Source organism: Paenarthrobacter sp. NPDC089322 (assembly GCF_040684895.1).
Taxonomy (GTDB): domain Bacteria; phylum Actinomycetota; class Actinomycetes; order Actinomycetales; family Micrococcaceae; genus Arthrobacter.
Window position 1 is genome coordinate 1 of sequence record NZ_JBFBGW010000023.1, and the last position, 24,751, is coordinate 24,751.

The 24,751-nt window shown below is 63.9% G+C and carries 18 protein-coding genes and 2 pseudogenes; 7 read left to right on the forward strand and 13 right to left on the reverse strand.

Annotated elements, in window-relative coordinates; genetic code table 11:
• A pseudogene (locus tag AB0N65_RS18215) lies at window positions 1-264 on the forward strand (urocanate hydratase); the annotation flags it as partial.
• Between the two features lie 256 nt (window positions 265-520).
• Window positions 521-1,978 carry an aromatic amino acid lyase gene (locus tag AB0N65_RS18220; protein ID WP_364164852.1) on the forward strand — a complete coding sequence of 486 codons (1,458 nt, stop codon included), beginning with the start codon at window positions 521-523 and terminating at the stop codon, window positions 1,976-1,978.
• Here the strand turns inward: AB0N65_RS18220 and AB0N65_RS18225 are convergent.
• Both AB0N65_RS18225 and rraA read right to left on the reverse strand, forming a co-directional pair.
• Complete coding sequence (locus AB0N65_RS18225) at window positions 1,975-3,627, reverse strand: MDR family MFS transporter (protein WP_364164855.1); 1,653 nt, start codon at window positions 3,625-3,627, stop codon at window positions 1,975-1,977. The genes AB0N65_RS18220 and AB0N65_RS18225 overlap by 4 nt on opposite strands.
• 97 nt (window positions 3,628-3,724) lie before the next feature.
• On the reverse strand, window positions 3,725-4,198 hold the full coding sequence (gene rraA / locus AB0N65_RS18230; RefSeq protein ID WP_364164858.1) for a ribonuclease E activity regulator RraA: 474 nt from the start codon (window positions 4,196-4,198) through the stop codon (window positions 3,725-3,727).
• Between the two features lie 160 nt (window positions 4,199-4,358).
• On the opposite strand from rraA, the gene AB0N65_RS18235 reads away from it, so the two are divergent.
• The gene (locus tag AB0N65_RS18235) at window positions 4,359-5,663 is read left to right on the forward strand and encodes an MFS transporter (protein ID WP_364164861.1); all 1,305 of its coding nucleotides are present in this window, start codon (window positions 4,359-4,361) and stop codon (window positions 5,661-5,663) included.
• A 2-nt stretch (window positions 5,664-5,665) separates the two neighbouring features.
• Here AB0N65_RS18235 and AB0N65_RS18240 read toward each other — a convergent pair whose 3' ends face one another.
• The 5 genes from AB0N65_RS18240 to AB0N65_RS18260 all read right to left on the reverse strand — a co-directional run bounded on the left by AB0N65_RS18240 (window position 5,666) and on the right by AB0N65_RS18260 (window position 12,638).
• Window positions 5,666-6,904 carry an FG-GAP-like repeat-containing protein gene (locus AB0N65_RS18240; protein WP_364164864.1) on the reverse strand — a complete coding sequence of 413 codons (1,239 nt, stop codon included), beginning with the start codon at window positions 6,902-6,904 and terminating at the stop codon, window positions 5,666-5,668.
• Window positions 6,905-7,041: 137 nt separating this feature from the next.
• Window positions 7,042-8,328: a VCBS repeat-containing protein gene (locus tag AB0N65_RS18245; RefSeq protein WP_364164867.1), complete on the reverse strand. Its 1,287-nt coding sequence runs from the start codon at window positions 8,326-8,328 to the stop codon at window positions 7,042-7,044.
• Window positions 8,329-8,477: 149 nt separating this feature from the next.
• The gene (locus AB0N65_RS18250) at window positions 8,478-10,301 is read right to left on the reverse strand and encodes an FG-GAP-like repeat-containing protein (RefSeq protein ID WP_364164870.1); all 1,824 of its coding nucleotides are present in this window, start codon (window positions 10,299-10,301) and stop codon (window positions 8,478-8,480) included.
• A gap of 14 nt (window positions 10,302-10,315) precedes the next feature.
• Window positions 10,316-11,464 carry a VCBS repeat-containing protein gene (locus AB0N65_RS18255; protein WP_364164873.1) on the reverse strand — a complete coding sequence of 383 codons (1,149 nt, stop codon included), beginning with the start codon at window positions 11,462-11,464 and terminating at the stop codon, window positions 10,316-10,318.
• Window positions 11,465-11,513: 49 nt separating this feature from the next.
• Window positions 11,514-12,638 carry a VCBS repeat-containing protein gene (locus AB0N65_RS18260; protein WP_364164876.1) on the reverse strand — a complete coding sequence of 375 codons (1,125 nt, stop codon included), beginning with the start codon at window positions 12,636-12,638 and terminating at the stop codon, window positions 11,514-11,516.
• Between the two features lie 275 nt (window positions 12,639-12,913).
• Between AB0N65_RS18260 and AB0N65_RS18265 the strand changes: the two genes are divergently transcribed.
• The 3 genes from AB0N65_RS18265 (at window position 12,914) to AB0N65_RS18275 (ending at window position 15,703) form a co-directional block, all read left to right on the forward strand.
• Window positions 12,914-13,609, forward strand: a complete 696-nt coding sequence (locus tag AB0N65_RS18265; RefSeq protein WP_364164879.1) for a TetR/AcrR family transcriptional regulator — start codon at window positions 12,914-12,916, stop codon at window positions 13,607-13,609.
• Window positions 13,610-13,890: 281 nt separating this feature from the next.
• Complete coding sequence (locus AB0N65_RS18270; protein ID WP_364164882.1) at window positions 13,891-15,084, forward strand: NADP-dependent malic enzyme; 1,194 nt, start codon at window positions 13,891-13,893, stop codon at window positions 15,082-15,084.
• Between the two features lie 115 nt (window positions 15,085-15,199).
• A complete protein-coding gene (locus AB0N65_RS18275; protein ID WP_364164885.1) occupies window positions 15,200-15,703 on the forward strand; it encodes a DUF456 domain-containing protein in 504 nt (167 codons plus the stop codon).
• Here AB0N65_RS18275 and AB0N65_RS18280 read toward each other — a convergent pair.
• Together AB0N65_RS18280 and AB0N65_RS18285 are read right to left on the reverse strand one after the other, a co-directional pair.
• Window positions 15,693-16,637, reverse strand: a complete 945-nt coding sequence (locus tag AB0N65_RS18280) for a polysaccharide deacetylase (RefSeq protein ID WP_364164888.1) — start codon at window positions 16,635-16,637, stop codon at window positions 15,693-15,695. The genes AB0N65_RS18275 and AB0N65_RS18280 overlap by 11 nt on opposite strands.
• A pseudogene (locus tag AB0N65_RS18285) lies at window positions 16,634-18,177 on the reverse strand (cytosine permease). The gene AB0N65_RS18280 and the pseudogene AB0N65_RS18285 overlap by 4 nt, the downstream one beginning before the upstream one ends.
• 106 nt (window positions 18,178-18,283) lie before the next feature.
• Between AB0N65_RS18285 and AB0N65_RS18290 the strand changes: the two are divergent.
• Window positions 18,284-19,753: a PucR family transcriptional regulator gene (locus AB0N65_RS18290; RefSeq protein ID WP_364164891.1), complete on the forward strand. Its 1,470-nt coding sequence runs from the start codon at window positions 18,284-18,286 to the stop codon at window positions 19,751-19,753.
• A gap of 127 nt (window positions 19,754-19,880) precedes the next feature.
• Here the strand turns inward: AB0N65_RS18290 and purU are convergent, their stop codons facing one another.
• Genes purU through AB0N65_RS18310 form a run of 4 tightly spaced genes read right to left on the reverse strand, consistent with a single transcriptional unit; the run spans window position 19,881 to window position 24,750 of the window.
• Window positions 19,881-20,780: a formyltetrahydrofolate deformylase gene (gene purU, locus AB0N65_RS18295; protein ID WP_364164894.1), complete on the reverse strand. Its 900-nt coding sequence runs from the start codon at window positions 20,778-20,780 to the stop codon at window positions 19,881-19,883.
• Between the two features lie 25 nt (window positions 20,781-20,805).
• Window positions 20,806-21,444, reverse strand: coding sequence for a sarcosine oxidase subunit gamma family protein (locus AB0N65_RS18300; protein ID WP_364164897.1), 639 nt, complete (start codon window positions 21,442-21,444; stop codon window positions 20,806-20,808).
• A complete protein-coding gene (locus AB0N65_RS18305) occupies window positions 21,437-24,382 on the reverse strand; it encodes a 2Fe-2S iron-sulfur cluster-binding protein (protein WP_364164900.1) in 2,946 nt (981 codons plus the stop codon). The genes AB0N65_RS18300 and AB0N65_RS18305 overlap by 8 nt, the downstream gene beginning before the upstream one ends.
• The gene (locus AB0N65_RS18310; RefSeq protein WP_364164903.1) at window positions 24,379-24,750 is read right to left on the reverse strand and encodes a sarcosine oxidase subunit delta; all 372 of its coding nucleotides are present in this window, start codon (window positions 24,748-24,750) and stop codon (window positions 24,379-24,381) included. The genes AB0N65_RS18305 and AB0N65_RS18310 overlap by 4 nt, the downstream gene beginning before the upstream one ends.
• Window position 24,751 lies beyond the last annotated feature (1 nt).

Consider the following 24,751-nt stretch of genomic DNA (forward strand, 5'->3'; position numbering starts at 1 on the left):
CTGCTGAACGCCCTGACCGCGGCGTCCTCGGGCGCAACGTGGGTCTCGATCCACCACGGCGGCGGGGTCGGGATCGGCCGGTCCATCCACACCGGACAGGTCTCCGTGGCCGACGGCACCGAACTCGCCGCGGCGAAACTGACCGCGCTGCTGACCAACGACCCCGGCATGGGCGTCATCCGCCACGCCGACGCCGGCTACGACCGCGCCATCGACGTCGCCCACGAACGCGGCGTCCGCATCCCCATGGAAACGGTCAAGTAGATGCCGGTGTCCACGAGTCCGCGGACTTCGCAGCTCCCCACTGGTTCCCAGCCCTCGACAGGCCAAACCGGGCAGGTTACCGGAGTGGTCTTGTGGCCAGAGAATCATGACCGCGGGTTCCCGGAGAATTGGAACCCTGTCCGCATCGCGCCGGAAACCGACTAACCCGCAGTTGTGGTTGTTGTGAGTCCCACAACAACCACAACTGCCGGGCAGGTGGGCAGACCAAGCTCAGTGGCAATGAAAGGATCGCTCCATGATTGACATCGACGGCCGGAATCTGGCCCTGGCAGACATAGTGGCCGTTGCCGACGGTGCTTCCGTTAATCTGGCAAGCGAGGCCGTATCCCGCATGGAGGCGTCGCAGGAGTCGGCTGTTGCCACTGCTTCCCGACGTCCGGTCTATGGCCGCTCCACCGGGGTAGGTGCCAACCGGACCGTGTCCCTTGCCGAGCCCGACGGGGGAGACACCCACGGCCTCAAACTCCTGCGCAGCCATGCCGTGGACGCGGGTAGGCCACTCGACCGTCGCACTGTCCGGGCTACGATGGCGGTCAGGCTGTCCCAGCTGGCGGCGGGTGGATCCGGGATCAGTCCCGTCATCGCGGAAGCACTCGCCGGCATGATCAACGCGGATGTGGTTCCTGAAGTCAGGGAGTTTGGCGGCATTGGAACGGCAGACCTCCCGGCCTTGGCTGGAATCGCGCTGACGATGCTGGGCGAGCGGAGTCCGCTTGGCGGCGGGTCCGTTCCCTTTGTGCTCGAAGGGTGGCCCACGGCCGACGCTCTTCCATTCATCAGTTCCAGCGCCCTCACCATCGCGCAAGCCGTGTTGGCTCACCACGACTTGGCGCATTTGCTGGAGAACGCCGCATCAGTAGCCGCACTGTCCTTTGTTGCGATGTCCGGCAATCCGGAAGCCTTCAGCCAGGCTGTCGCAGCGGCTGCCGACAGCCCGGCAATCACGACGGCGGCCAGCAACTTCCGTGCGCTGGTTGAGGGCAGCGGTACACCCGCAAGGATTCAGGATCCTTATTGCTTGCGGACCTTGCCCCAGATTTTCGGTTCCCAGATTGAAGAGCGGGAGGCGCTCGGCGCGCTGCTGGGCCGACTGGTGGTGGCCGGCAACGAGAATCCGTTGGTCCACGGTTCGCCGGCAGACGGAAGCAACGATGTCGCCCATCACGGGCTTTTCCAGATGACCAGCCTGGCCCGCCGGCTTGACACCCTGAACATCGCCATCGGGGCGGCGTGCGCTACCCACCTGCGCAGGATCGACCTCCTCTGCGATCCCGCTTACACGGGTCTGTATCCCTTTCTGGCCGAGGATGGGTCCGGCCAATCCGGTGTCATGATGCTTGAGTACGTTGCGGCGGCGGCTGTCGGTCGGATCCGCGCGAACGCCCAGCCTGCCAGCCTGCAGACCGTGGTGCTCTCCCTCGGAGCGGAAGAAGACGCGAGCTTTGCAAGCCTTGCCTCCGCGCAATTGCAGTCCACAGCAGCCGCACTGGCTACCGTGACCGCCGTCGAACTTGTTTGTGCGGTCCGAGCGCTCCGGCTGCAGGGCCGGCAACCTGAGGAATTCGCGAGCCAAAGGCTCCGGAACCTGCTATCCGCGGGCTCCGTGCTGCCTGCCCACATGCGTGATCGCGATCTGCGGGATGATCTGGAGCAGGCAACACGGCTGGTACGGGAACCCGGCGTCCCCCGTTAGTGCGCCGGGACGGGCTCCTTGGCTGCGGCCTTGGGGTCTGTGAGCTTCTTGTTGGGCAACGCGAAGCTGATCAGGAACGCGACGAGCATCAGGCCGGAAGCCGTGAGCATGACGATGTCGATCGCCTGTGCGAATCCCTCCGTGATGGGCCGGGTCAACGTGCTATTGGCCGAGTGCAGCCAGCTGGTGTCGTTCAGGGACTCGTTGTTTGCGCCGTTCTTGAAGAAGTCGAAGAGCTTCGCGTTGGCGGGATCGGACGCCACGGCCGGGTCCTGCATGACTGCCTGGTAGTCCGGGTTCGAGGCTGCGCTCTTCATGGCATCAGCAATCTTGTCTGCTGCCAGGCTGAAGAGCATCGAGATGAACACGGCCGTGCCCACGGCGCCACCCATGGAACGGAAGAACGCTGCCGTGGACGTGCCGACGCCCATGTCTTTGGGCGGCACCGATACCTGCATGGCGAGCGTGAGTGGCTGCATGCAGAAGCCCAAGCCGACGCCAAAGAACACGGCGATCAGTCCGGGAACCCAAAGACCCGTGTCCACGCCGAGTGACAGGCCCATGACGACGGCGGCACCGGCCAGGACGGCGGTACCAAGGATCGGGAAGACCCGGTAAACCCCCGAGGAAGAGATGGTACGCCCGGCGGTGATGGAACCGAAGAGGATGCCCACGGTGAACGTGATCATCATGAGTCCTGCCTCCGTGGGCGTGAGGCCCTTCACCAGTTGCAGGTACATGGGCAGCATGGCGATGGCACCGAACATGCCGATGCCGATGATGAAGTTCAACAGCGACGACAGGCCGAAGGTCGCGTTCCTGAAAAGCCGCAGCGGAATCAGTGCGTAGTCTCCGGCACGCTTCTCGGCCAGAAGGAACCACACGATGCCGATGACTCCGAGTCCGTAGCAAAGGAATGAGGTCCCGGAGGCCCAACCCCATGCGCGCCCCTGCTCGGCAACGAGCAGCAGCGGAACAATGGCCAGCGTGATGGCGGCCGCACCCCAGTAGTCGATTTTCTGCTTCACATGGCGTGCGGGCAAGTGAAGGTAGAGGAAGACCACGACGAGGGCTGCGAGCCCAATGGGCAAGTTGATGAAGAAGACCCAGCGCCAACCATCAAAGCCCAGGATGTTGGAGGCCCCGGCGAATGCGCCGCCGATGACGGGTCCCAGCACGGACGAGATGCCGAACACGGACATGAAGTAGCCCTGGTACTTTGCCCTGTCCTTCAACGCGACGATGTCGCCGATGATCGTCAAAGCCAGCGCCAGCAGGCCACCGGCACCGAGGCCCTGCACGCCGCGGGCCAGCGCCAGTTCCGTCATGGAGTGCACTGAGCCGGCATACAGGGAACCGGCAAGGAAGATCACGATAGCAGCCAGGTACAGGGGCCGACGCCCGAAGATGTCGCTGAGCTTCCCGTAGAGCGGGGTGCTGACGGTGGACGTGATCAGGTAGGCAGTGGTGGCCCACGCCTGGAGTGACAAGCCATCGAGGTCGTTGGCAATGGTGTAGATGGACGTGGACACGATGGTCTGGTCCAGCGAGGACAGGAACATGCCAAGCATGAGTCCCACCATGACGGTGAGCGTCTGACGGTGCGTCAGGACCTCGCCGGCAGCCCGGACGGGCGCGGTTTTGGACATATCTTCTCCAGAGGTGGCAGAAAAGCGGAATGAGCAGGATAGTTGCTTTCAGTAACTATCCTAATGCCTGTTTCATTCCCGACAGGAGAAATTACCCTCAGCGCTCGACCAACACGCCATCCGGATCGCAGTAAATCAGCACGCCAGGCTGGATGCGGACTTTGTCGATGACCACTTCAACATCCACTTCCCCGACACCTGTCTTGGCGCTCTTTTTGGGGTTGCTGCCGAGTGCTTTGACGCCCAGTGGCAGGCGAGCCAAGGCTTCACGGTCCCGGATGGCGCCGTTAATGACAACTCCGGCCCAGCCGTTGGCCACGGCGCTCTCGGCGATCATGTCTCCCATGAGCGCAGTCCTGAGGGATCCCTGGCCATCAACCACCAGAACAGCGCCTTCACCGGGCGTCCCAAGCACAGTCTTCACCAGCGCATTATCCTCGAAGCACCTGATGGTGCGGACGTGTCCACTGAAGTGCGTGTGGCCGCCAAGGTTCTGGAACTGGACGGCAATCGACTCCAGTTCCTCGCCGCGCTCGTCGTAGAGATCGGCAGTGTTCATGAGCTCGCTCAATGTTGTTCTCCTTCAAACGTTTGATGCCACACTAACCCCGCCCGCCGGCCTGCGGCACCGCACATTTCGGCGTATGTGGACAACAACGCGATCAGGGGTCTCGTGTCCCTGCGCCGCGCTAGGCTGAAACCAGACATTGTGAACCTAGGGGGAACCTGCCATGAGCCTGTCCGACCTTCCCGGCCCGGTACCTGATCCAGCCGCGGTCCGCGGAAGCACGACGACGGCCCTCGCCGAACCGGTGGAGCGTGTCCGGCCTCTGTGGGTCACCGGGGTAGTGCTGGTCAATCTAGGCATCAACGCAGCCTTCTTCGGGCCTCTCCAAGTGCTGTTGGGCCAACAGGCGGCCCACTTCAGCGAGGGTGAGAAAGAGGCGATCCTGGCTCTGGTCACGGGCTGCGGTGCCGCTGTCTCCATGGTGGCGAACCCCCTGTTCGGTGCCTTCAGTGATCGCACCACGTCACGGTTCGGTCGACGGGTACCGTGGGTCCTTATCGGGGCCATTCTTGGAGCGGCTGCCTTGGTGGCGTTGGCGGGAGCACCGGACGTCGCCGTCATGACCGTGCTGTGGTGCGTTGTTCAGGCGGGGGCCAACGGCATGTATGCCGCCATCACGGCAGCGATCCCGGACCGCGTACCTGTCGTCCAGCGGGGAACTGTTGGGGGCTTGGCGGCGATGGGCCAGACGGTAGGCATCCTTCTCGGTGCGGTGATTGCCGCCGTCGTTGCCGGTGACTTTGCCGCCGGTTACTGGCTGTGCGCTGCTGCGCTGCTCGCCGGCGTCGTGCTGTACCTCTTCAAAAGCGACGACCAGCCTCTCCCGCAGCAGGAGCGGCCGCCGTTCAGCCTTCGATCCTTCCTTGGAGGTTTTTGGGTATCCCCCAAACGGCACCCGGATTTCGGCTGGGCTTGGTTGACCCGGCTCCTCGTGAGCACCGGCAACCACATGGTCACGCTGTACCTGTTGTACTTCCTCAGCGATGCCGTGCACCTCGAAGAGACCGAAGGCATAAAACCGGAGTTTGGCGTGCTGATCCTGACCGGTCTTTACGCCCTGACCGTGATCATCACCAGTGTGCTCGGCGGACGCCTCAGCGACCGGATGGGCAAAAGGAAGCCGCTGGTCATCGCATCCTCCGTCATCATCGCGGTCGCGTCGCTCATCCTGGCGTTCGCGCCTACATGGATTGGCGCCCTGGCCGGTGCCATCGTGCTCGGCCTGGGCTTCGGCGCCTACCTCGCAGTGGACTTCGCCCTCATAACGCAGGTCCTTCCCACGGCAATGGACCGTGGGAAGGATCTGGGTGTCATCAACATCGCCAACTCGCTGCCGCAGGTGATCGCACCCCTCCTTGCGTTCCCGTTTGTCGAGTACCTGGGCGGCTACATCTCGTTGTACGTAGCCGCTGCCGTCATTGGCTTGCTGGGCGCGGTGTTCGTGGTGAAGATCAAGAGCGTGGCGTAGGCCTAAAAAACGGCTGTGAAGCCGCCCCAGCCCCAGCCGACGGTGGGCCAACCCTTCCAGCGGAAACCGGCGATACCCCATTGCCGGAAACCGGATGTGTCGCCCAGGTACATTGTGAGCCGGCCGCTGCGGTCGATTCCATAGACGTCTGAATCTCCGTCTCCATTGAAGTCACCGGCCATGCCGAAGCGTGCCATGGAGTCCCAGCCCCATCCGATGGTTCCGGCATAGCTTCCGGGAAGGCCATATTCCTCAAAGTATCCATTCCGATTGGATGTCCGTGCCTGGAGGTCGCCCCAGAATGACTTGGACAACGTGACAACGCTCGAATAGCCGAGGAAATGACCCGCTCCCACAGACTCCATGTTCTGCCATCCCTGGCCTATCCAGCGCGACTGGAGCCATCCGCCTGTACCATTTCCGGGGTAAAGGAAGAGGCTGCCTGCTGTATCCACTGCGAGGATGTCATTGGTGCCATCGCCATTGAAGTCGCCTGCCGCACTAAGTTCCCTGAAGCCCTGCCAGCCCTGCCCGATCTGGAGTGCCTTCTTCCAACCACCCGTACCGTTGCCTTGGTAGAGGAAGAGCCGTCCTTGGGCGTCACGTGCCAGGACGTCCACCGTGCCATCACCGTCAAAGTCTCCGGGTGAGACCAGCAGGTTGAAGTTGTTCCAACCCCAACCGATCACCTGGGTTGCTTGCCAGTTTCCGCGACCGTCCGTGGGGTAGAGCAACAGCCGGCCCGAAGAGTCGCGGGCAAAGATATCCAGTGTGCCGTCTCCGCTGAATCCGCGGGCCCGGGGTGCTGCTGCCACGCGGAGCGGGTGGGCAGCCTGAACGGTGAGTGTCGAGTCTGCGTCGTAGGTAACAGTGAGGTACGCGGCGAGCACCCGTCCTAAGTCTGCTGACGTAGCTCGGTAGGTGATGCCTGTTGCGCCCGGAATTACTGCACCGTCCCGCGTCCAAGAATAGGAAATCGTGGGAATGCCGCCTGCGGGGGACACATGGGCGAACGTGGTCGAGATGTCCACCTTCAGTAGACCGCCTACCGTGGGGTCCCCGACCAGCTGGGGTGTGCTGGAGACATAGACGTAGCGCATGGTCGCCGCAACTGCAGGTTCCGCAGTATGTGCCCGCAGCAAGGGGGAAACAAGAAGACCCGCCACCAGGGACGCGGCCAGGACTGACAGTAGCCGCCGTCTCTTGGATGCGAACACGCGGGAGGGAGTACGAGGCTCCAAGGGATTCCTCCAGGGAACAGGCTGGCCGACAGGGCCAGCGAGAATAGAAATTTGTACGAGGTCGGGTAGCCAACAGGCAGGCAAGGTCCCGTCCGAGACGCAATCGGACGGGACCTTGCCAACCCTAAAACCCAGCGCTAGAAAACGGCGTTGAATCCGCCCCAGCCCCAGCCGACCACGCCGAAGCTCTTCCAGCCGCCTGAGCCGTTGCCGTAGTACATTCGCATCTGGCCGGAGGTGTCGATGCCCCAGACATCGTTGGCGCCGTCGCCGTCGAAGTCGCCGGCACCACCCAGCTTGGTGATGGCGTTCCAGCCCTGGCCGATCACACGGCTGCTGGTCCAGCCGCCGCTGCCATTGCCGCCGTAGAAGACGAGGTTTCCGGCGCTGTCACGGGCCAGTACGTCAGGTTTGCGGTCGCCGTCGAAATCACCCGGTGAGAAGATCGACGTCATACCGTTCCAGCCCCAGCCAACAGTGAATGGTGCGAGGAAGCCGCCGTGGCCATTACCCGGGTAAAGGACCAGCTCACCGTTGGTCTTGCGGGCCAGGAGGTCATTGTTGCCGTCGCCGTTGAAGTCGTCGGCAGCGAAGATCGAACTGAAGATGCCCCAACCCCAGCCAATTTGTTGCCTCGGGTCCCAGCCGCCCCACCCATTTGTGGGATAGAGGAAGAGTGAACCGGCACTGTCGCGGGCGATGACGTCGTTCTCGCCATCGCTGTTGAAATCTCCTGCCGTGAACATCGTGTTGAAGATATTCCAGCCGGAGCCTACTTCGTAAGCTTGCTGCCACGTACCGTTTCCGCCTGTGGGGAAAAGGCCCAAACGGCCCCAGGAATCTCGAATGAACAAACCCATGGTGTATGGATCCCAGTAGCGGTCTCCTCCGCGGTAAACCCCGGTTGTATGGGGCCGATCAATGTCCACGGGGGTGTCGTAGTTGAAATCCAAGGCACTCAACGGCACTGCAGCCGTTCCCGATACCGGGAGACCGTTCGGGTTGTAGATGGAACCGTCGCGCCAGTATCCGACTTCCTGGCCCGCGGCCGTGCGAATGCTTATGTACTGGGCTAGGTAGCTGCCCGGCGGCGTACCCTGCTCGAAGAACACATCGAACGAGTACGTCGAATCGGCGGCGTTATAAGAGCCCTGCGTTATTTGCTCGTGGAATTTACCGGTCACCGTGTTCCGGAAGGCCACATAGACGTCAGCGATCGGGCCGGACGCCTGAAAAATGATCCGGGACGTTGCGTGCCCGCCGGAGCCGATTGTCTCCGGCGTCGTAGAGACCGCTACTGGTACCGGCGCGAAGGTGTCGTCGGCAGTTGCCGCAGGTGCGAAACCCAGCCCACCAACCAAAACGATGCTGCCCACAAACGCGGCCAGCCAAGTGCGCAAACGGCGCAGAGGAGTGGTCCCCATGATTCCCCCCAATTCGGGCCGGCCACAGACAACCGGCGGGTGTAAGTGACTTGAGAGTACATGGAAGGAACGACAGCCCGGGAATTGATTGGCAAAAATTCACGCGAAAGACAAGTCAAACCCCAAACGCAACCACAATCGGCTGAGTTCTAGAAAACCGCGGTGAACCCGCCCCAGCCCCAGCCAACTACTCCGGCACCCTTCCACCCGCCGTTGCCGGCGCCGTAGTACATGTTCAGTTGGGCGGCGGAGTCAATGGCCCAGACGTCGTTGAAACCGTCGCCGTTGAAGTCGCCTGTGCCGCCGATGCGGGACATGACGTTCCAGCCGGTGCCGATGGAACGCGCGGTGGTCCAGCCGCCGTTTCCGTTGCCGCCGTAGAGACGCAGGTTCCCGGCGCCGTCCCGGCCCATCACGTCGGGGTTGCCGTCGCCGTCGAAGTCTCCGGGTGAGAACACCTGGTTGAGGACGTCCCAGCCTTGGCCCACGGCTCCGGGGGAGCGGAAGCCGCCACTGCCGTTGCCCGGGTACAGCACCAGGGCGCCGGAGGGGGCGATCGCGAGAAGGTCGTTGTTGCCGTCCCCGGAGAAGTCGCCAACCGGGAAGACCGAATCGAAGATGTCCCAACCCCAGCCGATCTCCTTGCGCGGAAGCCAGCCTCCCGTGCCGTTACCGGGATAGAGGAACAAGGTTCCGGCGGCGTCCCGGCCCACAACATCGTTGAACCCGTCGCCGTCGAAGTCCCCCGCGTTGAACACGACGTCGAAGACGTCCCACCCGTACCCAATGGTCCGCGGCGTCTGCCAGCGGCCGGCCCCGTCGGTGGCGTACAGAAGAAGGTTCGCCGAAGCATTGCGCGCAAACAGGTCCAAGGAGGTTCCGGCGTCGAAACCTGCTGTATGCGACTTATTCCGCACCACAGTGCGGCTGTACACCGTAAAGGGCCTGGTGACGGCGGGATTGCCCGCCTGGACTACCGCACGGAAACCCACGACGGCGCCACGATCGGCAGCCTGCAAGGTGTACGTTTTGCTGGTGGCACCGCTGATCACGGTACCGTTCCGTACCCATTCGTACCTGACGCTGACCGGCCCGCCGGCAGTGCCTGTTGAAACGCTGCTCTCGGTGAAGACACCGGTGAGCTTCTCGCCGACGGTCAATTTGCCTTGGAGCGTCGGCGCAGTGGCAGTAATGGGTGACGTTGGCGTGAGGGGCAGGGAGGATGCGGACACAGCCCTGTACCCGGAGCGGGTTGCCGTGACACGGACTGAAAGAGTCTGGTCCAGGTCCGCTTCAACAATGCGGTAGCTGTTCACGATGGCGCCCGCGATGGGCTGTCCGTTGCGAAGCCACTGGTAGACGTACCCGGTGGGGGGATGCGTCCATGAGCCGTTGTCCGTGGTCAGCACCTGGTCGTAACGCGCAACGCCTGAAACTACGGGTGGTTTGGTATTTGGATTGTCCACCAGAGGGAAGTTGGGGTTGTCGACGGCGAAGTCGATGCCGTCCAGTGCGCCCGGCCGCTGCGTTGGGGCCTCGAGTCCTTTGCTGAGGAAGAGGATGTTGCCGTCCCTGCCGTAGCGCACCACTCCCTGCCCGGCGGTGAGCACGATGTTGACGCTGACCAGCTTGTACCGGCCCGTCCGCTTGAAGGAACTGCCATTGACGGGGACTTTGGCTTGGCCGCTATACGGACCGGGTGCCGAGCTGGTCGGTCCATAGAGTGTGGCCTGCTCCAGGGTGTCCTGGTTGACGTACGTGAACCCCACCTCATGTGCCGGACCGGACAACGTGAAGGAGATGGAGATGGTTTGCCCCGGACCGACTGTGGCCGGTGAGGTCAATGTCACCACTGTGGGCAGCGGCGCAGGGCCCGCTGCGGAAGCATGCGGAGCGGGAAGCGCGACGGTCAGGGCTGCGCACAGGAGTACGGCCAGGAGGATTCGAAAACGCGTCGTAATGAGAGTTGTCATGGTTCCCCCAATCCCTAGAACACTGCGTTGAACCCGCTCCAGCCCCAACCGATGGTGCCTGAGCCGTTCCAGCCGCCGTCGCCGTCGCCGTAGTAGGCGAGCAGCTGGCCGGAGCCGTTTACCGCAAACACATCCACGTTACCGTTGCCGTCTATGTCACCGGCGGCAGCGATTGTGGTCATTCCGCCCCAGCCCCAACCGATGGTGCCCGCACCGTTCCAGCCTCCGTTGCCGTTGCCGCTGTACAGCCGCAGGGCTCCGGCCCCGTCGCGGGCCAGGATGTCCACGTTGTTGTCGCCGTTGAAGTCGCCGGGAGTGATGATCTGGTTAACCACGTTCCAGCCGGTCCCCACGACCGACCGGTTCAGCCAGCCGCCCTCGCCGTTGCCGGGGTAGAGGTAAAGGACGCCACCGGAATCCCGGGCGAGGACGTCGTTGTTGCCGTCGCCGTCGAAGTCGCCCGGCGAGACGATTGCCGTGAAGCCGTTCCAGCCGCTGCCGATCTGGCGGCCCGCGTAGAAGCCGCCGTCTCCGGTCCCTTCGTAGAGGAACAAGCGTCCGGATGAGTCCTTCGCGAGGACGTCGTTGGTGCTGTCGGCCGTGAAGTCGCCGGGCGACAGAATTGTTCCGAAGCCGTTCCATCCGGGACCGACGGTCCGGGCGCTTTCCCAGGCGCCGCCGACGCGGGGGTAGAGCATGAGGGTGCCGTCGGAGCGGCGGGCGAGGATTTCAAATGCGCTGCGTCCCGTGAAACCGTTGGCCCGGTGCGATGCTGAAATCGGGGCGGTTTCAGCGCTGGATACTTCGACGGGTTCGCAGCCGTTCTGGCTGGCCACGACGTGGGCGGCGATCGTCTTGCCTCGGTCCTCTTCACCGAGGGTGTACCGCCACCAGTCCCAGTGGTCCTCGGCATGGACGCCGTCCCGCGTCCAGTAGATGCGGTAGTCGGGGCCGGCGGCAGCACCGCAGCCCCGGAACGATGCCGGATCGATCTCCAAAGTGAGTGTGGAGCCCACAAACGGCGCACCGTGAACCACAGGGTTTGCGGGGTCCATGGTTGCCAAGGCAGGTGCCGGGGCAAATGACAAGGCCGTAATAAGCGCGGCCGCAATCCCGGCTACCGCTCGGCGCACGCCAGACGTAGGGCATGATAGAGCGTTCATGGTGTCCTCCCCAGACTTATGCGCCAATCTTACCGCGGCTGGGAATTGGCTAAAAGATTGTTGAGAAGCCTCCCCAACCGCTACCGACCACTTCGGACTTCCGCCAACCGGTGCGTCCGTCGCTGTAGTAGATGACCAGCCTCCCTTGCTGATCCACGCCGAAGACGTCCGGGAAGCCGTCCGCGTCGAAGTCACCTGCCGCGCCTGCCGCTTTGAGGGCGTTCCAGCCGACACCGATAAGCCACGACCGGGTCCACCCGCCGGCGCCGTTGCCCCCGTAGAAGTACAGGTAGCCGCCCCGGTCACGGCCCAGTACGTCGGCTTTGCCGTCCCCATTGAAGTCGCCGGGTGTCAGGAGCATGTCCATCACCTGCCAGCCCTGCCCGACGGCGGTCCGCGCCAACCAGCCTCCGGAACCATTTCCGGGGTACAGATAGAGGGCGCCGCCGGGTTCCCGGGCAAGGATGTCATTGTGGCCGTCCCCGTTGAAGTCTCCCGGGCTGACGATGGAGTCGAAGATGTTCCAGCCCTTGCCGATGGTCTGGGCCGGTTTCCAGCCTCCGGTGCCGTCCCCGGCGTAGAGGTAGAGGTTTCCTGCAGCGTCGCGTGCGATGACGTCGCCCTTGCCGTCTCCGTTGAAGTCTCCCGGGGCGAGAACGAGATTGAAGACGTTCCATCCCCAGCCCACGGTGCGGGTGGTGTCCCAGGCCGGGCCCTTACGTCCGTACAGCATCAAAGCACCGTCCGCGCCACGAGCCAGGAGTTCAAAGCTGCGCCCGGTGAATCCTTGGGCACGATTGGCTGCTCCCACAGGCAACGTCTCGTTGCTGTGCAGGGTCTCGCCACTGCAGGCGGTCTTGCTGGCCGTCAGGTGCGCGGCCATACGTGCCCCGGTGTCGTCCGGCTGCAAGAGGTAGTTCCGGCCGGTTTCGCCGGCCACAAGGAAACCGTCCCGTGTCCAATAGATGGTGAAGTCCGGACCCTTTCCGCCGCCGCAACCATAGAAGGTGTACGGCCCGATTTCCGTGGTGAGCGTCTTGCCGACGAAGGTGTCGCCGGTGACTATCGGGTCCGGCCCGTTGCTGGCTGCCGACGCCGGCAGGGGACTAAGTGCCATGACCGCCAAAGCGGCGCCCAAGACCGTTGCCGCCACCCGGCGTCGTACTGTCCCCATGCGTCATCCTTCCGTGTGCCGCACCCAACTAGGTCGCATTTAAGCGCGTTTTCAGCCCCCATAACGCGCTTAAATGCGACCCAGTTGGGTTTCCGTAAGCTTCCTGAAGTGTAAGTGCGCGTGGAGGGGAATCCGGGGAACGGCATGCTGTCCAGGCGTCGGGACGGCTCTCAGGCAACGGTCATTTTGCTCCCGTATCATTGATGCGATCGGCCAGCCGCAGGTCATTGACTTGAGCCGGCCGTCCTTGCCAGCCTGCAAAGAGATCGCCGGATATGCCCGAACCATTGACCTTGGAACCGTACTCCCTTGATCTGACCACGGGGCTGCCCCGTATGGCTGCCGCACCCACCACCCCGCGGCAGCAGCTGCGCTATGCCCGTATCCTGAAGACGGCCGCAGGCTTCGCCCAGCGGCAGTTCGACACCCTGAGCCTGTCCGACGTTGCCGCCCGCGCTGACGTTCCGCTCGGAACCCTGTACAGGTACTTTCCCTCCACGGCGCACCTCATGTTGGCCGTCTACCGGCAGCAACTGCGTGAGCTTCGGGACGGGCTGCGCCAGCGCGAGGCCAAGCAACGGGGGAATAGTCAACGGGGTAACAGCCAACGCGACAACAGCCAACGCGGCAACAGCCAGGCCGGAAGCAAGGGCAACGCGCTGTCCGGCCTGATGATGGAGATTTTCCACCTACGCGTCATGCAGCCCGGAGTGGAACATTGCTTGATCCGGCCTGCCGGCAAGGATGCTGACACGGCCCAGCTGTTGAAGGAGATTGACGTCCTGTCCGAGGAAGTGGTCGGTTTCCTCAGCAAGGACGGCGGCAAGGAATCCACCAAAGACTCCACCAGGGCCCGGATCCTCCTGCACCTCGTGAGTGGTCTGGTCCAGGCTGTTCGGTGCCGGAGGCTGTCCCTCTTCGAAGCCGAACAGGACCTCAAGAAAGCATGCTCCCTGCTCGCCGGGGACTGATGAATGACGGGCCGTGGTCTAGTCCACTGGGGGTCAAGAATACGCTTTTTTGCATGACGTGGATCACATTTATGTCTGCATAAACGTTTTACTCTCGAATCGTCTCTCTTGGTATTGAATCTTGTACCTCCCGCGCTTCCCTACGCTTGAAACACCGAAGCGGCTAGCAGCCCATACCTGCAGATGCACCTTCCGGGCCAGCCACCCTTGGTCCGACCCCGCAGTTCTGTTCCTGCCCAAATAATGCCGTGGGTCCACGGCTAGCCTGAGGAGACAAAGACGTGTCCACCGAGACCATCGCCACCGAAAACGAATCCGCACTGGTGCTGAGCGAAGAAGAGATCTTCACAGCACACGAAGGCGGCAAGCTGACTGTTTCCAGCACTGTTCCACTGAACGACAAGCGGGACCTTTCCATCGCGTACACCCCTGGTGTCGCCCAGGTGAGCCGCGCCATCCACGCCGACCCAAAGCTCGCCCGCACCCACACGTGGGCAGAGCGCCTGGTAGTGGTGGTCAGTGACGGCACCGCTGTCCTTGGCCTCGGCAACATCGGCCCCAGCGCGTCCCTCCCGGTGATGGAAGGCAAGTCCGCCCTCTTCAAGACCTTCGGCGACCTCGACTCCATCCCCCTGGTGCTCAACACTACGGACGTGGACGAAATCATCGAGACCCTCGTCCGCCTCCGTCCCAGCTTCGGAGCCGTGAACCTCGAGGACATCTCCGCTCCCCGCTGCTTCGAACTCGAAGAGCGCCTCATCGAAGCCCTCGACTGCCCGGTCATGCACGATGACCAGCACGGTACCGCCGTCGTAGTCCTCGCAGCCCTGACCAACGCAGTGAAGGTAACCAAGCGCGAGCTCGAAGGCCTGAAGGTTGTGGTCTCCGGCGCCGGCGCTGCGGGTATTGCCATTGCCGAGATCCTCCTTGCCGTCGGCATCAACGACATCATCCTGCTCGACTCCAAGGGCGTCGTGAACTCCGAGCGCGCCGACCTTGCCGGCGACTCCACCAGCATCAAGGCCCGCTTCGCCCAGCGCACCAACCCGCGTGGCATCACCGGCGGACCTGCCGAAGCACTCACGGGTGCGGACGTCTTCGTCGGCGTCTCGTCCTCCAAGCTGGATGAAGAGCACCTGAAGCTCATGAACGACCAGTCGATCGTGTTCGCCCTGTCCAACCCGGACCCGGAAGTCCTTCCCGAGGTCGCACGCCAGTATGCAGCAGTTGTTGCCACTGGTCGCAGCGACTTCCCGAACCAGATCAACAACGTGCTGGCCTTCCCGGGTATCTTCCGTGGAGCCCTGGACGCCGGGGCCCGCCGCATCACCTCCGAAATGAAGATCGCCGCAGCACGCGCCATCGCTGAGTTGGCTGAGGAAGACCTCTCCGCCGACTACATCGTGCCGAGCCCGCTGGATGCCCGCGTCGCGCCGGCAGTCACCGCGGCAGTAGCCGCAGCGGTCGCCGAGTAGCGGTCACCTACGCAAGACGTACGACGGCGACGCCTCCCGAGCAGGGGAGCGTCGCCGTCGTTCTTTGCTTAAGGCATGGAACGACCATCTTTCGCCGGGTCCTAGACTTGGGCACATGAACGCCGAACTCGTAGTGACCATCCTGTGCGGCCTCGCTATAGCGGTGGGCGTCGCTGGAACCATCATTCCCGTACTGCCCGGAAGCGTCCTGATCGGTGCGAGCCTCCTTGCGTGGGCAATTTGGGGAGGTGCGGGCCCGCTCGGCTGGGTGATCTTCGGCATCGGGTTGGTGTTCGTGATTGCCGGAATGGCGGCGAGTGCGGTTCTGACGGGCCGGAAACTGAAGCAGCATGGCATTCCCAACAGGTCCGTCGTGATCGGCTTGGTTTTGGGTGTCGTGGGGATGTTCCTGATACCGGTGGTCGGGCTCCTGGTGGGGTTCGCCGTCGGACTTTTGCTGAGCGAGGTCCAGCGCACCCGCAACTTCCGTACCGCAGTCCGGTCAAGCCTCGCCGCGCTCAAGGCGACCGGCATTGGCATCCTGGTGGAATTTGGCCTTGCCTGTGCGGCAGCAAGCACGTGGATTATCGGCGTGTGGATCAATGCCGTTAACGGTTGAACTCCCGCACCCGGGCCGGGCGGAATGAAGCGCCGGCTCCTGGGAACAAGGGGACATCGATCCTGGCATGGGTGTGGATTTCCTGGACCGTGTCCTTCGTGTGTTGCGCGATCTCTGCAAGCGTCGTGACCCACATGCCGTCGAGGTCCTTGACCCGTTCGATCAGCTGCTCCAACGCGACAGCGCGGGATGGCCGGCCGGAGATAAACGGGTGGTTGGTCAGGACGAAACAGCTGCCTTGGGAGTGGTGCGCCTGTGCCTCAAGAGTCCACATTTCCAAGGCCTTGGCCGGGCTCTCGATGACCCCGCTTCCCGTGACGCCGGGGTAGAACGCGTACTGCTCCCAATCGTCCAGCGCCCAGTCCACAGGAATCTCAACAATGTCCCGAGGATCGTCTTCGGCCACCGACATGCGATAGGGGGCGTCGCCGTCGAGCAGGCTTGAGTCGTAAAGGAAACCGCCGTCCGCGAGAAGCGCCGGGGACTGCCAGTTCAACTCCCACCATGGAGCCCGGTAGCCCACCGGCCGGACACCGGCGACCGTGGCCAGGGCTTCCAATCCGCGGTCCAGGTAGCCGGCCTCGGTGGCGGCGTCGATGCCTTGCATGGGTTCGTGAAGGAAACCGTGGTGGGCGATTTCGTGACCGGCATCGGCGATTCTGCGGACAACGTCCGGGTAGCTTTCTGCGGTGAACCCGGGGATGAAGAACGTTCCCCTGACGTCTTGGCGGTCCAGTATCTGGAGGAGCCGCGGCACTGCGATTTTTGGGCCATACGACTGGTGGCTCATGAGGGACATGCGGCGGGTGCTGGAGGGATCATGGGCGATGGTGCAGGACTCGGCGTCGATGTCGAACGTGAATGATGCAGCGGCTTGATAGCCGTCGGGCCACGTGGTCGGGTGGAGCGAGTCCGCGAAGGCGGGCTGGTTCATGCTGTGGTCCTTTCAACGGCCGGGGCGGATGCAGCTTGGGTAGCGGAGACGTGGTTTGAATCCGCGAGGAGGTATTTCTTATGGGCCCGCGGGCCGAGCATGGCGTAGGCGGCCGCGCTGGTGAGTCCGCCGGCCAGCCAGGAGAGATCCCAACCGCCCAAGGCCACGGCAACGGGGCCCTGCATGGCGGGGACGAGTCCGTACATGAACAGCCAAGTGGCGAAGATGCCCACAAGCAGTGACGTGATGCCGGCCCAGTTGACCACGGGCAAGCGTGGCGTGCCCACGCCGTCGAAGAGCCGCTCCACCTTCGCGGGCCAGCGCTTATCAAGCCAGAAGTAGTGCACCAACATGACGCCACCCCAGGCGGCCACCCACGCCACCAAGCCGATAAGCCATGCGTCGAGCACTGCCGCGAAGTCCTCTTGGAAGATGAAGAATACGACGGCGACCAGCGAGAAGACGCCCACGAACAGGTTGAGCTTGCGGCGGCTTATGTTGATGTCCAAGGCTTGTGTGGCAACGGAGAACGTGTAGATGTTCAGGATGTTGGTAGCTATGGGGCCGTGCAGCACCATGAGCAGGACGGGAAGAGCCAGGACTCCGAAGTTCTGGACAATCAGCTTGCCGGGGTCGATCTCGCCGCTGTTGGTGGCGAGGCTGGCGCCGAGGACTCCGAGCCAGACCACGGGAATGAACTGCCCGAGGACGGACGCCAGGTAGACCTTGCGTTTGGGTACGGACGTGCTGACGAAGCGTGAATAGTCGGCGGCGTACGTGAACCAGGTGATGCCCCAGCCAATCCCGATGGCGGTCATGACAGCACTCATGGCGGCAATCCGTTCGGATCCTTCAAGAATGTTCCCTGCCGGACCTGCATAGCCCCAATCGATCTTCATACCGAACCAGGCTACGGCGGACATGACGGCAAGAATGATGATGGTGGGCGGGACGGTCCACTTTTCGAAAGCGGCGATGGCCTTGTAGCCAAACCACGCGATGGCAACCTGGGCCGCCATGATTGCGGTGGCCACACCGATCTTCCAGGCGTAGTTGTGGGCGGTGGGATCCACCCAGCCCAGTGTTCCAAAGAGCGCCATAACCAGGTCCAAAATGATCCACGTGTTGACTGCGCACCAGCCAATCACCAGGAGTGCCTGGATTGCGGCCGGGAGGTAGTTGCCCCGCCGGCCAAACGCGGCCCGGGCAAGGACCATCCCAGTGGCGCCGGTTTTCTGGCCGAGGAGGACGAAACAGCCGAACAGCAGCATGCCGATCAGGTTTCCCAGCACAGGACAATCACGGTGTCTGCGAAACCAAGGCCAAGGTGGATGCCCAAGGCGCCCAGCACCCAGTTAATGGGAGCAAGGTTGGCGCCGGCCCAGATCCAAAACTGGCCGGAGACTTTACGCGTGCGGTCGGACTCGGGTATGGCTTGCAGCCAGGCTTCGCTGTCCTGGTCCGGCGCCGTTGCCGGACCCGACGGCGCCTGGCCGGGACTTGGTGATTCTGGATGCGCCGGGGAGAGGTTGTCTTGCATGGGGAGCCTCCGTGTGTGAAAGGGACCCTTTCAGCGTATGTGCCCCAGATCACAGCAACAAGGTACGATGTGTCTAAAGGAATCCCCTATTTGCTTACGGAGTGTCATGTCTGTCCTGCTCGGCCAAGCGATGGAGTACGAAAGCTTCAGGAAATCGGAGCCGCTGCTGCTGAACGACGTCCCGGAAGCGCTGTCCCGTCCCGTTCGCTGGGTTCATTCAAGCGAAGTATTGGACATCGCACCCTTGCTCAGGGGTGGGGAGCTCCTCCTCAGCGGTGGGCAAGCGCTCGCCAGCGTCACCCCGGAACGGCAGGCCGAATACGTCCGTGAGCTGGCAGCGCGGGGCATTGCTGCCTTGGCCCTGGAGACGGGAACCGCCTTGGCGGAAGTCCCCGCGCCGATGCTGGAAGCGGCTGAGGCCGCGGGTTTGCCGGTCATTGAGTTAAGGCGCGTGGTGCCATTCGTTGGCGTTATGCAGGAAATCAATTCACTCCTCGTCAGCGAGTCGGTGGAACAACTTCAACGCGGCGACCAGGCCAGCCACGCGATGGCGGCGGAACTCGCGCACGGTGGCAGCCTCGACCAGCTACTTGCAGTCCTGGCGGAAAGGACCGGGGCCGGCGCGCGGCTCGTGTCGCCGTCAGGCCTTACGCTCGGTGCGGCGGGAGCGATGTTGGGGCTCGACGGCGGCAGCGTCACCACGGTGGACGTTCCGGTGCGCGGCGTCCTTGCCGCGCGCCTCGAGCTGCACATGCCCGACGACGGCGACAGCGCCCTCGTCCGCGTGGCGGGGGAACGGTCAGTGGATATCCTCGGACTGGCACTCCTGCAGCGAATGCCCCCGGGGTTGAAGGAACTCGCGGGGATCGAGCTCATGCGTGCCATCAATTCCGGTAGCCAGTCGTGGCAGCTCCAGCAGCTCGGTCCGGCCTCGGGTTTCCCGGCGAAAGGTGCGGTAGCCGCCGTCGTGGTCCGCTCGGCCGGAGCGGGACACCTGCGTGCACCCGTCGATGCCTTCCTGAATACGTGTGTGCCCCATAGCGCCAGCTACGCAGACAACGCGGAGCTGATCGCGTTGGCGGCACTTCCTGCCGACGCGGGTGCTGGCCGTACTGCCCTGCTGGAGGGCCTGCGCGCGCTTGATCTGCCTCCGGGATCCGCGGTGGCCGTGGGCCCGGTGGGCAGCGGGATCGAGGCGGCGCCGTGGTCGCTGACCGAGGCACGGCGCACGCTGGAACTGCCCTTCGTGGCGCCCGGGGTAGTGGATGCCGAGGCCTTCGCAATTGAGCTGCTCGCGGGGGAGTCACTGGCGCCGGCCACGCGCGAGGGCTTCGTTCAGCGGTTGGTGGGTGCGGTCGTCGAACATGACAGGCTCCGGCGGTCGGAGCTGCTGTTGACGCTGACCGTCTGGCTGGATTCGGGGTGCAACACGGCCCAAGCGGCGCGCGAACTGCACCTGGAACGGCAGTCCCTGCATCACCGGCTCCAGCGGATCTTCGAACTGTGCGGGGGAGACCCCCGAGGTACGGGCAGGCTCGCGGCGCTCCACGTGGCGGCGCGGTTGGCTCGCCTCTAGCGGCCAACGCCAAAACGCGGGTCCGCTGCCCACATCGGCCGTTGCGGAACGGCGAATAGGGCAGCGGACCCGCGTGGTCATCCGCGCAAAGACGGACGAAGCCCGCAGGCAAGCAAGAAGCAAGGCGCTACTTCAACACGATCGTCCTGTTCCCATTCAGGATGATCCGCCCTTCGCAGTGCCAACGAACGGCGTTGCTGAGGGCCTTGCATTCCGTGTCCCGACCGGCGGCTACGAGATCATCCGGTCCGAACGTGTGGTCCACCTCCACTACTTGCTGCGAGATGATGGGTCCTTCATCCAGTTCCCCGTTGACGTAGTGCGCGGTGGCACCCACTGTCTTGACTCCGCGGGCGTACGCCTGGTGGTACGGTTTTGCGCCCTTGAAGCTCGGCAGGAACGAATGATGGATGTTGATGGCGCGGCCATCCAGTTTGCGGGCGAGGTCGTCGCTGAGCACCTGCATGTAGCGCGCAAGCACTACGAGTTCCACATCGAGTTCGTCGATGATTTCCAGCAAACGCGCCTCGGCCGCCGGCTTGGTGGCCGCGGTGACCGGCACGTGGAAGAACGGAATTCCGTGCCACTCCGCCAACCCTTGGTGGTCCAGATGGTTGGAGACAACGCCCACGACGTCAATGGGCAGCTCGCCGATCCGGGCGCGGAAGAGCAGGTCGTTGAGGCAGTGCCCGAACTTGGACACCATGATCAGGACCTTGCGCTTGTAGCCTTGGCGCTCCAGTTGCCAGTTCATGCTGTACTTCTCGCCCACAGGGGAAAACGCAGAACGCAGGGCGTCCACCGTGGACTCATCCCCGGCGGAAGCGAAGTGCACCCGCATGAAGAAATGCCCCTCGGCGCGGTCGCCGAACTGCTTGTTGTCGATGATGTCGCAGCCGTGCTCCAGCAGAAAGCCGGAAACGGCGTGCACGATCCCGGGGCCCTCGGGACAGTCCAGGGTGAGCACGTGCTCCACGGTTGCCTCGGGAACAGAGGTTGCAGCTGCTTCAGTTTGCATGGCAGTCATGGCAAGTACTCCCTACGTTGTGCCATTACGGGACCTCAGGCGACGCGTACTCCCGCATGGAATCGAGGAGCCAGCGTCCCAGGAAGTCCGCGAAGGAGGCGCGCGGGAAGATTTTGAAGGTCTCTTCGCCGGTCTTCCACAGCACTACCGGGATGTGCCCGATTTCCGTGGAGAGGGCAGTGCCTGCCTTGAGGACGCGCGGGTGGAGGTCCAGTGCGCAGCTCTTTTCCAAGACCGAGCGCGCCCGGCTGCCGGAGAGCTCGAACGTGGTGCGGTTGGCGGACAGGTCCACCACCTGTCCTGCGTCGCCGCCCAGGGCCGAGGTCAGGTCGCTGACCAAGGAACCTCCGAGCGAGTCGTGGGCTTCTTCCGGTGCCACCACCAGGAATTCGGTGGGCCCAAGCCACAGGACGTTGACCGGGTCAGCGCCGGTTACCTCACCGCACGCGGCAGGCAAGCCGCCGGTCACGGACGCAACGCGGGCTCCGGCGTCGGAATTCCTGTCCACCCGGATCCCCACCATGGACTGGTAGGGGATTTCCTTGAGGGTCACTGCGCCGTCCACCGAGCCGGAGGCGAAGGCCTCGGCAAGGTGCTGTGCGGGGCTGCGGCGGGCCTCACGTACGCTGTTGACGGTTTCTGCGGGGGTTGCTGTCTCAGCCATCTTTGCGGGTCCCTTCAGCATCGAAAAGTACGGTTTCGCCAACAACCACGTCCACCAGCTGGTCGCCGAGGGAGGCCACCAGGGTTTCGCCGATGCGGTTGCGGCCGTTTTGGATCAGGGCCAGGCCGAAGGAACGGCCAAGTGCGGCGCTGTGGTAGCTCGAGGTGACAAAGCCTTCCATGGGAACGGGGCCGTAAGCCGGGTTGACGGCGATGCCCTTCTCCACGAGCTGGGTTCCTTCGGGCAGCTTCAGCGAGTGGTCCACGGGCAGCACGCTCACCAGGTGCTTGCGGTCCTCGCGCTTGGAATCCTCGCGGAGGTAGGAGCGCTTGCCGATGAAGTCCTTGGCCTTGGAAACGATCCATTCCATGCCGGCGTCCTGCGGGGTGACCGTGCCGTCGGTGTCCTGGCCGACGATCGGGTAGCCCTTCTCGGCGCGGAGGACGTGCATGGTTTCCGTGCCGTAAGGGGTGATGTTGAACTCGGCACCCGCGGCGGCAACGGCCTCCCAGGTGTTGAGCCCGTACCAGGACGGCACGTTGATTTCGTACGCCAGTTCACCGGAGAACGAGATCCTGCAGACGCGGGCCTGCACACCCGAGGCGAGGGTGGTTTCACGGAACGTCATGAACGGGAAGGCCTCGGCGTCCAAGCCTCCGTTTTCGGCGAGTTGCGGGGCCACCTTGGCGATCACTGCACGGGACTTGGGACCAACGACGGCGATGGTGCTCCACTGCTCGGTCACCGAGGTGAAGACCACATCCAGTTCCGGCCACTCTGTCTGGTGCCACTCTTCCAACCAGTCCAGCACCTTGGCTGCGCCGCCGGTGGTGGTGGTCATGAAGTACGTGTCCTCGTCCAGGCGCAGGGTCACGCCGTCGTCGAAGATCATGCCGTCCAGCGTGCACATGACGCCGTAGCGGGCCGAGCCGGGTGCGAGCTTCTTGAACGCGTTGGTGTAGACGCGGTTCAGGAACTCACCGGCGTCCTTGCCACGGATCTCGATCTTGCCCAGCGTGGTGGCGTCCATGAAGCCCACCGAATCGCGGACCGCGGCGCATTCGCGGAGCACCGCGGTGTCCATGTCCTCGCCTGCCTGCGGGTAGTACCAGGGGCGCTTCCACTGTCCGACGTCTTCGAACAAAGCACCCTGGGCAACGTGCCACGGGTGGATCGAGGTGACGCGGGCGGGGTCGAAGAGTTCGCCGCGCTGGCGACCTGCCAAGGCTGCGAAGGCAACGGGGGTGAACGGAGCACGGTAGGCCGTGGTGCCGATCTCGCCGACACCCGGAACAGCGTCCGCTCCGCCGTACTTGAGCGCTGCGGCGATGACGCCGATCGCGTTGACGCCGGAGGTCTTGCCCTGGTCGTTGGCGGTGCTGATGGAGGTGTACCGCTTGACGTGCTCCACGGACCGCATGCCCGCTCCGGTGGAACGGAGGACGTCGGCCACGGACTGGTCACGCTGGAAGTCCACGAAGTGGTTGTGCCACTCGCCGGGTTCGCCTTCCTGGCCCGGGACCAGCCACAGCTGGCGGGTGGGTGCACTCGCCACGGGGGCAGCGAGTTCGGAAGGAGTGGTTGCGGACTCGAAGCCGGCTGCGATGGAGGCAGCGGCACCGGCGGAGATGCCTTCAGCCAGGCAGTCCTGCAGTTCGTAGCTGCCGCGGCCTGCGCCAACAACCTGCTGGTTGCGGACCACGCTGGAGGGGATGAACGCCGCGAGCTCGTCGTCCCAACGCAGCTTGCCCTGCCGCTGGCTGTGGAGGTGAACCACGGGGCTCCAGCCACCGGAAACGGCGAGAACATCGGCGGCGATCTGCTCCACGCCTGAGGTGAGTTCGCCGTCGTCGTTGATGCTGCGGACGGTGACGCCGCTCAGGCGGCCGTTCTCATCAGCCGACGTGTCGGCAACTGCGCTGCCGATCAGGACGCGCAGGCCGGATTCGACGGCGGCGGCGGCCTTTTCGCTGATCTGCGGACGGGCGTCGACGACGGCGGCAACCGTTACGCCTGCGGCCTTCAGGTCCGCTGCGAGCAAGTAGGCGGAATCGTTGGTGGTGCTGATGACGACGCGGGAACCGACTGCTACGGCGTAGCGGTTGAGGTAGCTGCGGACGGCCGAGGCGAGCATGATGCCCGGGCGGTCGTTGTTTTCGAAGACCAGCGGGCGTTCATGGGCGCCGGGGGCCAGGACCACCTGTGCAGCACGGATGTGCCAAATACGCTGACGGGAGACACCCGGTGCCGCCGGAACGTTCAAGTGGTCCGTACGGTTCTGGGCTGCGATGAAGTAGTTCGCGTCGTAGGAACCGAAGGCAGTGGTGCGGTGCAGGACCGTGCATTCCTCGGCAGAAACCAGCTCGGCCTCAACATCGGCAACCCATTCCAGTGCGGGCTTGCCTTCGATCTGCTCAACAAGCTCCGGGGCGGTGGAACCGGACAGCAGCGAGCCACCGAGTTCGGGCTGGTCGTCGATCAGGATGACGCGGGCGCCTGTGCGGACAGCTTCGCGGGCTGCCGCCAAACCGGCAACGCCACCGCCAACCACCAGGACATCGGTGTGGACGTATTTCTTGTCGTACTCCGCCTTGTCCTCGTTCGGATCGAGCTTGCCGAGTCCGTTCAGGAGCTCTGCATTGAGCCCGTCCACCAATGAAACTGCGGTCGCGGGGAGCATCGATTCGGCGACGTGGCCGCGGAACCGGGGTGCGATCTTCACCAGGGCGTTCGGTTCTTCGACGCCGGCAGCCATGATGCCGCGGGGCCGGTCCTCGTAGAGGGAGTTGCCTGCGTTGATGTGGCCGTTGGCCAGCAGGGCCGAAGCGATCGTGTCGCCGGGGTGGCCGACGAACTCCTGGCCATCCACGGTGAACCGCCAGGAGATGCTGCGGTCGATGCGGCCGCCTGTGGCGAGGCGGGCGTTCTGGCTGGTCACTTCTGGGCTCCTTCCGGAGAGGTGGATGTGGTGGGGGCTCCTGGGGCGAGTCCGGGGGTGCCGGCCTGGCCTGCGGCACCTTGGTCTGCTGCTGCGATATCCGGCCGCGGTGAGCCCATGGCGTAGATGGAGTGGATGTCATAGCTCACGGTGTCGCGGAGCATGTTGAACCATTGGCGGCAACCGGTGCTGTGGACCCAGCGCTCGGCGAAGGTGCCCTTGGTGTTCTCCCGGTAGAAGAGGTATTCAGCCCATTCACGGTCCGTGAGGTCGTTCGGGTTTTCGGGGTAGGCGATGTGTGCCTGTCCGCCGTAGTGGAATTCGGTTTCGTCGCGGGGCCCGCAGTTGGGGCATGAAATGAGGAGCATG

Excerpts from the sequence above, each read along its gene's own strand:
- AB0N65_RS18280 (WP_364164888.1), bottom strand. The coding sequence starts at position 16,637 with ATGAACCAGCCCGCCTTCGCGGACTCGCTCCACCCGACCACGTGGCCC.
- AB0N65_RS18260 (WP_364164876.1), bottom strand. The coding sequence starts at position 12,638 with ATGGGGACAGTACGACGCCGGGTGGCGGCAACGGTCTTGGGCGCCGCT.
- AB0N65_RS18300 (WP_364164897.1), bottom strand. The coding sequence starts at position 21,444 with ATGGCTGAGACAGCAACCCCCGCAGAAACCGTCAACAGCGTACGTGAG.
- AB0N65_RS18220 (WP_364164852.1), top strand. The coding sequence starts at position 521 with ATGATTGACATCGACGGCCGGAATCTGGCCCTGGCAGACATAGTGGCC.
- AB0N65_RS18265 (WP_364164879.1), top strand. The coding sequence starts at position 12,914 with ATGCCCGAACCATTGACCTTGGAACCGTACTCCCTTGATCTGACCACG.
- AB0N65_RS18245 (WP_364164867.1), bottom strand. The coding sequence starts at position 8,328 with ATGGGGACCACTCCTCTGCGCCGTTTGCGCACTTGGCTGGCCGCGTTT.
- AB0N65_RS18250 (WP_364164870.1), bottom strand. The coding sequence starts at position 10,301 with ATGACAACTCTCATTACGACGCGTTTTCGAATCCTCCTGGCCGTACTC.
- purU (WP_364164894.1), bottom strand. The coding sequence starts at position 20,780 with ATGACTGCCATGCAAACTGAAGCAGCTGCAACCTCTGTTCCCGAGGCA.
- AB0N65_RS18275 (WP_364164885.1), top strand. The coding sequence starts at position 15,200 with ATGAACGCCGAACTCGTAGTGACCATCCTGTGCGGCCTCGCTATAGCG.
- AB0N65_RS18290 (WP_364164891.1), top strand. The coding sequence starts at position 18,284 with ATGTCTGTCCTGCTCGGCCAAGCGATGGAGTACGAAAGCTTCAGGAAA.
- AB0N65_RS18225 (WP_364164855.1), bottom strand. The coding sequence starts at position 3,627 with ATGTCCAAAACCGCGCCCGTCCGGGCTGCCGGCGAGGTCCTGACGCAC.
- AB0N65_RS18235 (WP_364164861.1), top strand. The coding sequence starts at position 4,359 with ATGAGCCTGTCCGACCTTCCCGGCCCGGTACCTGATCCAGCCGCGGTC.
- AB0N65_RS18310 (WP_364164903.1), bottom strand. The coding sequence starts at position 24,750 with ATGCTCCTCATTTCATGCCCCAACTGCGGGCCCCGCGACGAAACCGAA.
- AB0N65_RS18255 (WP_364164873.1), bottom strand. The coding sequence starts at position 11,464 with ATGAACGCTCTATCATGCCCTACGTCTGGCGTGCGCCGAGCGGTAGCC.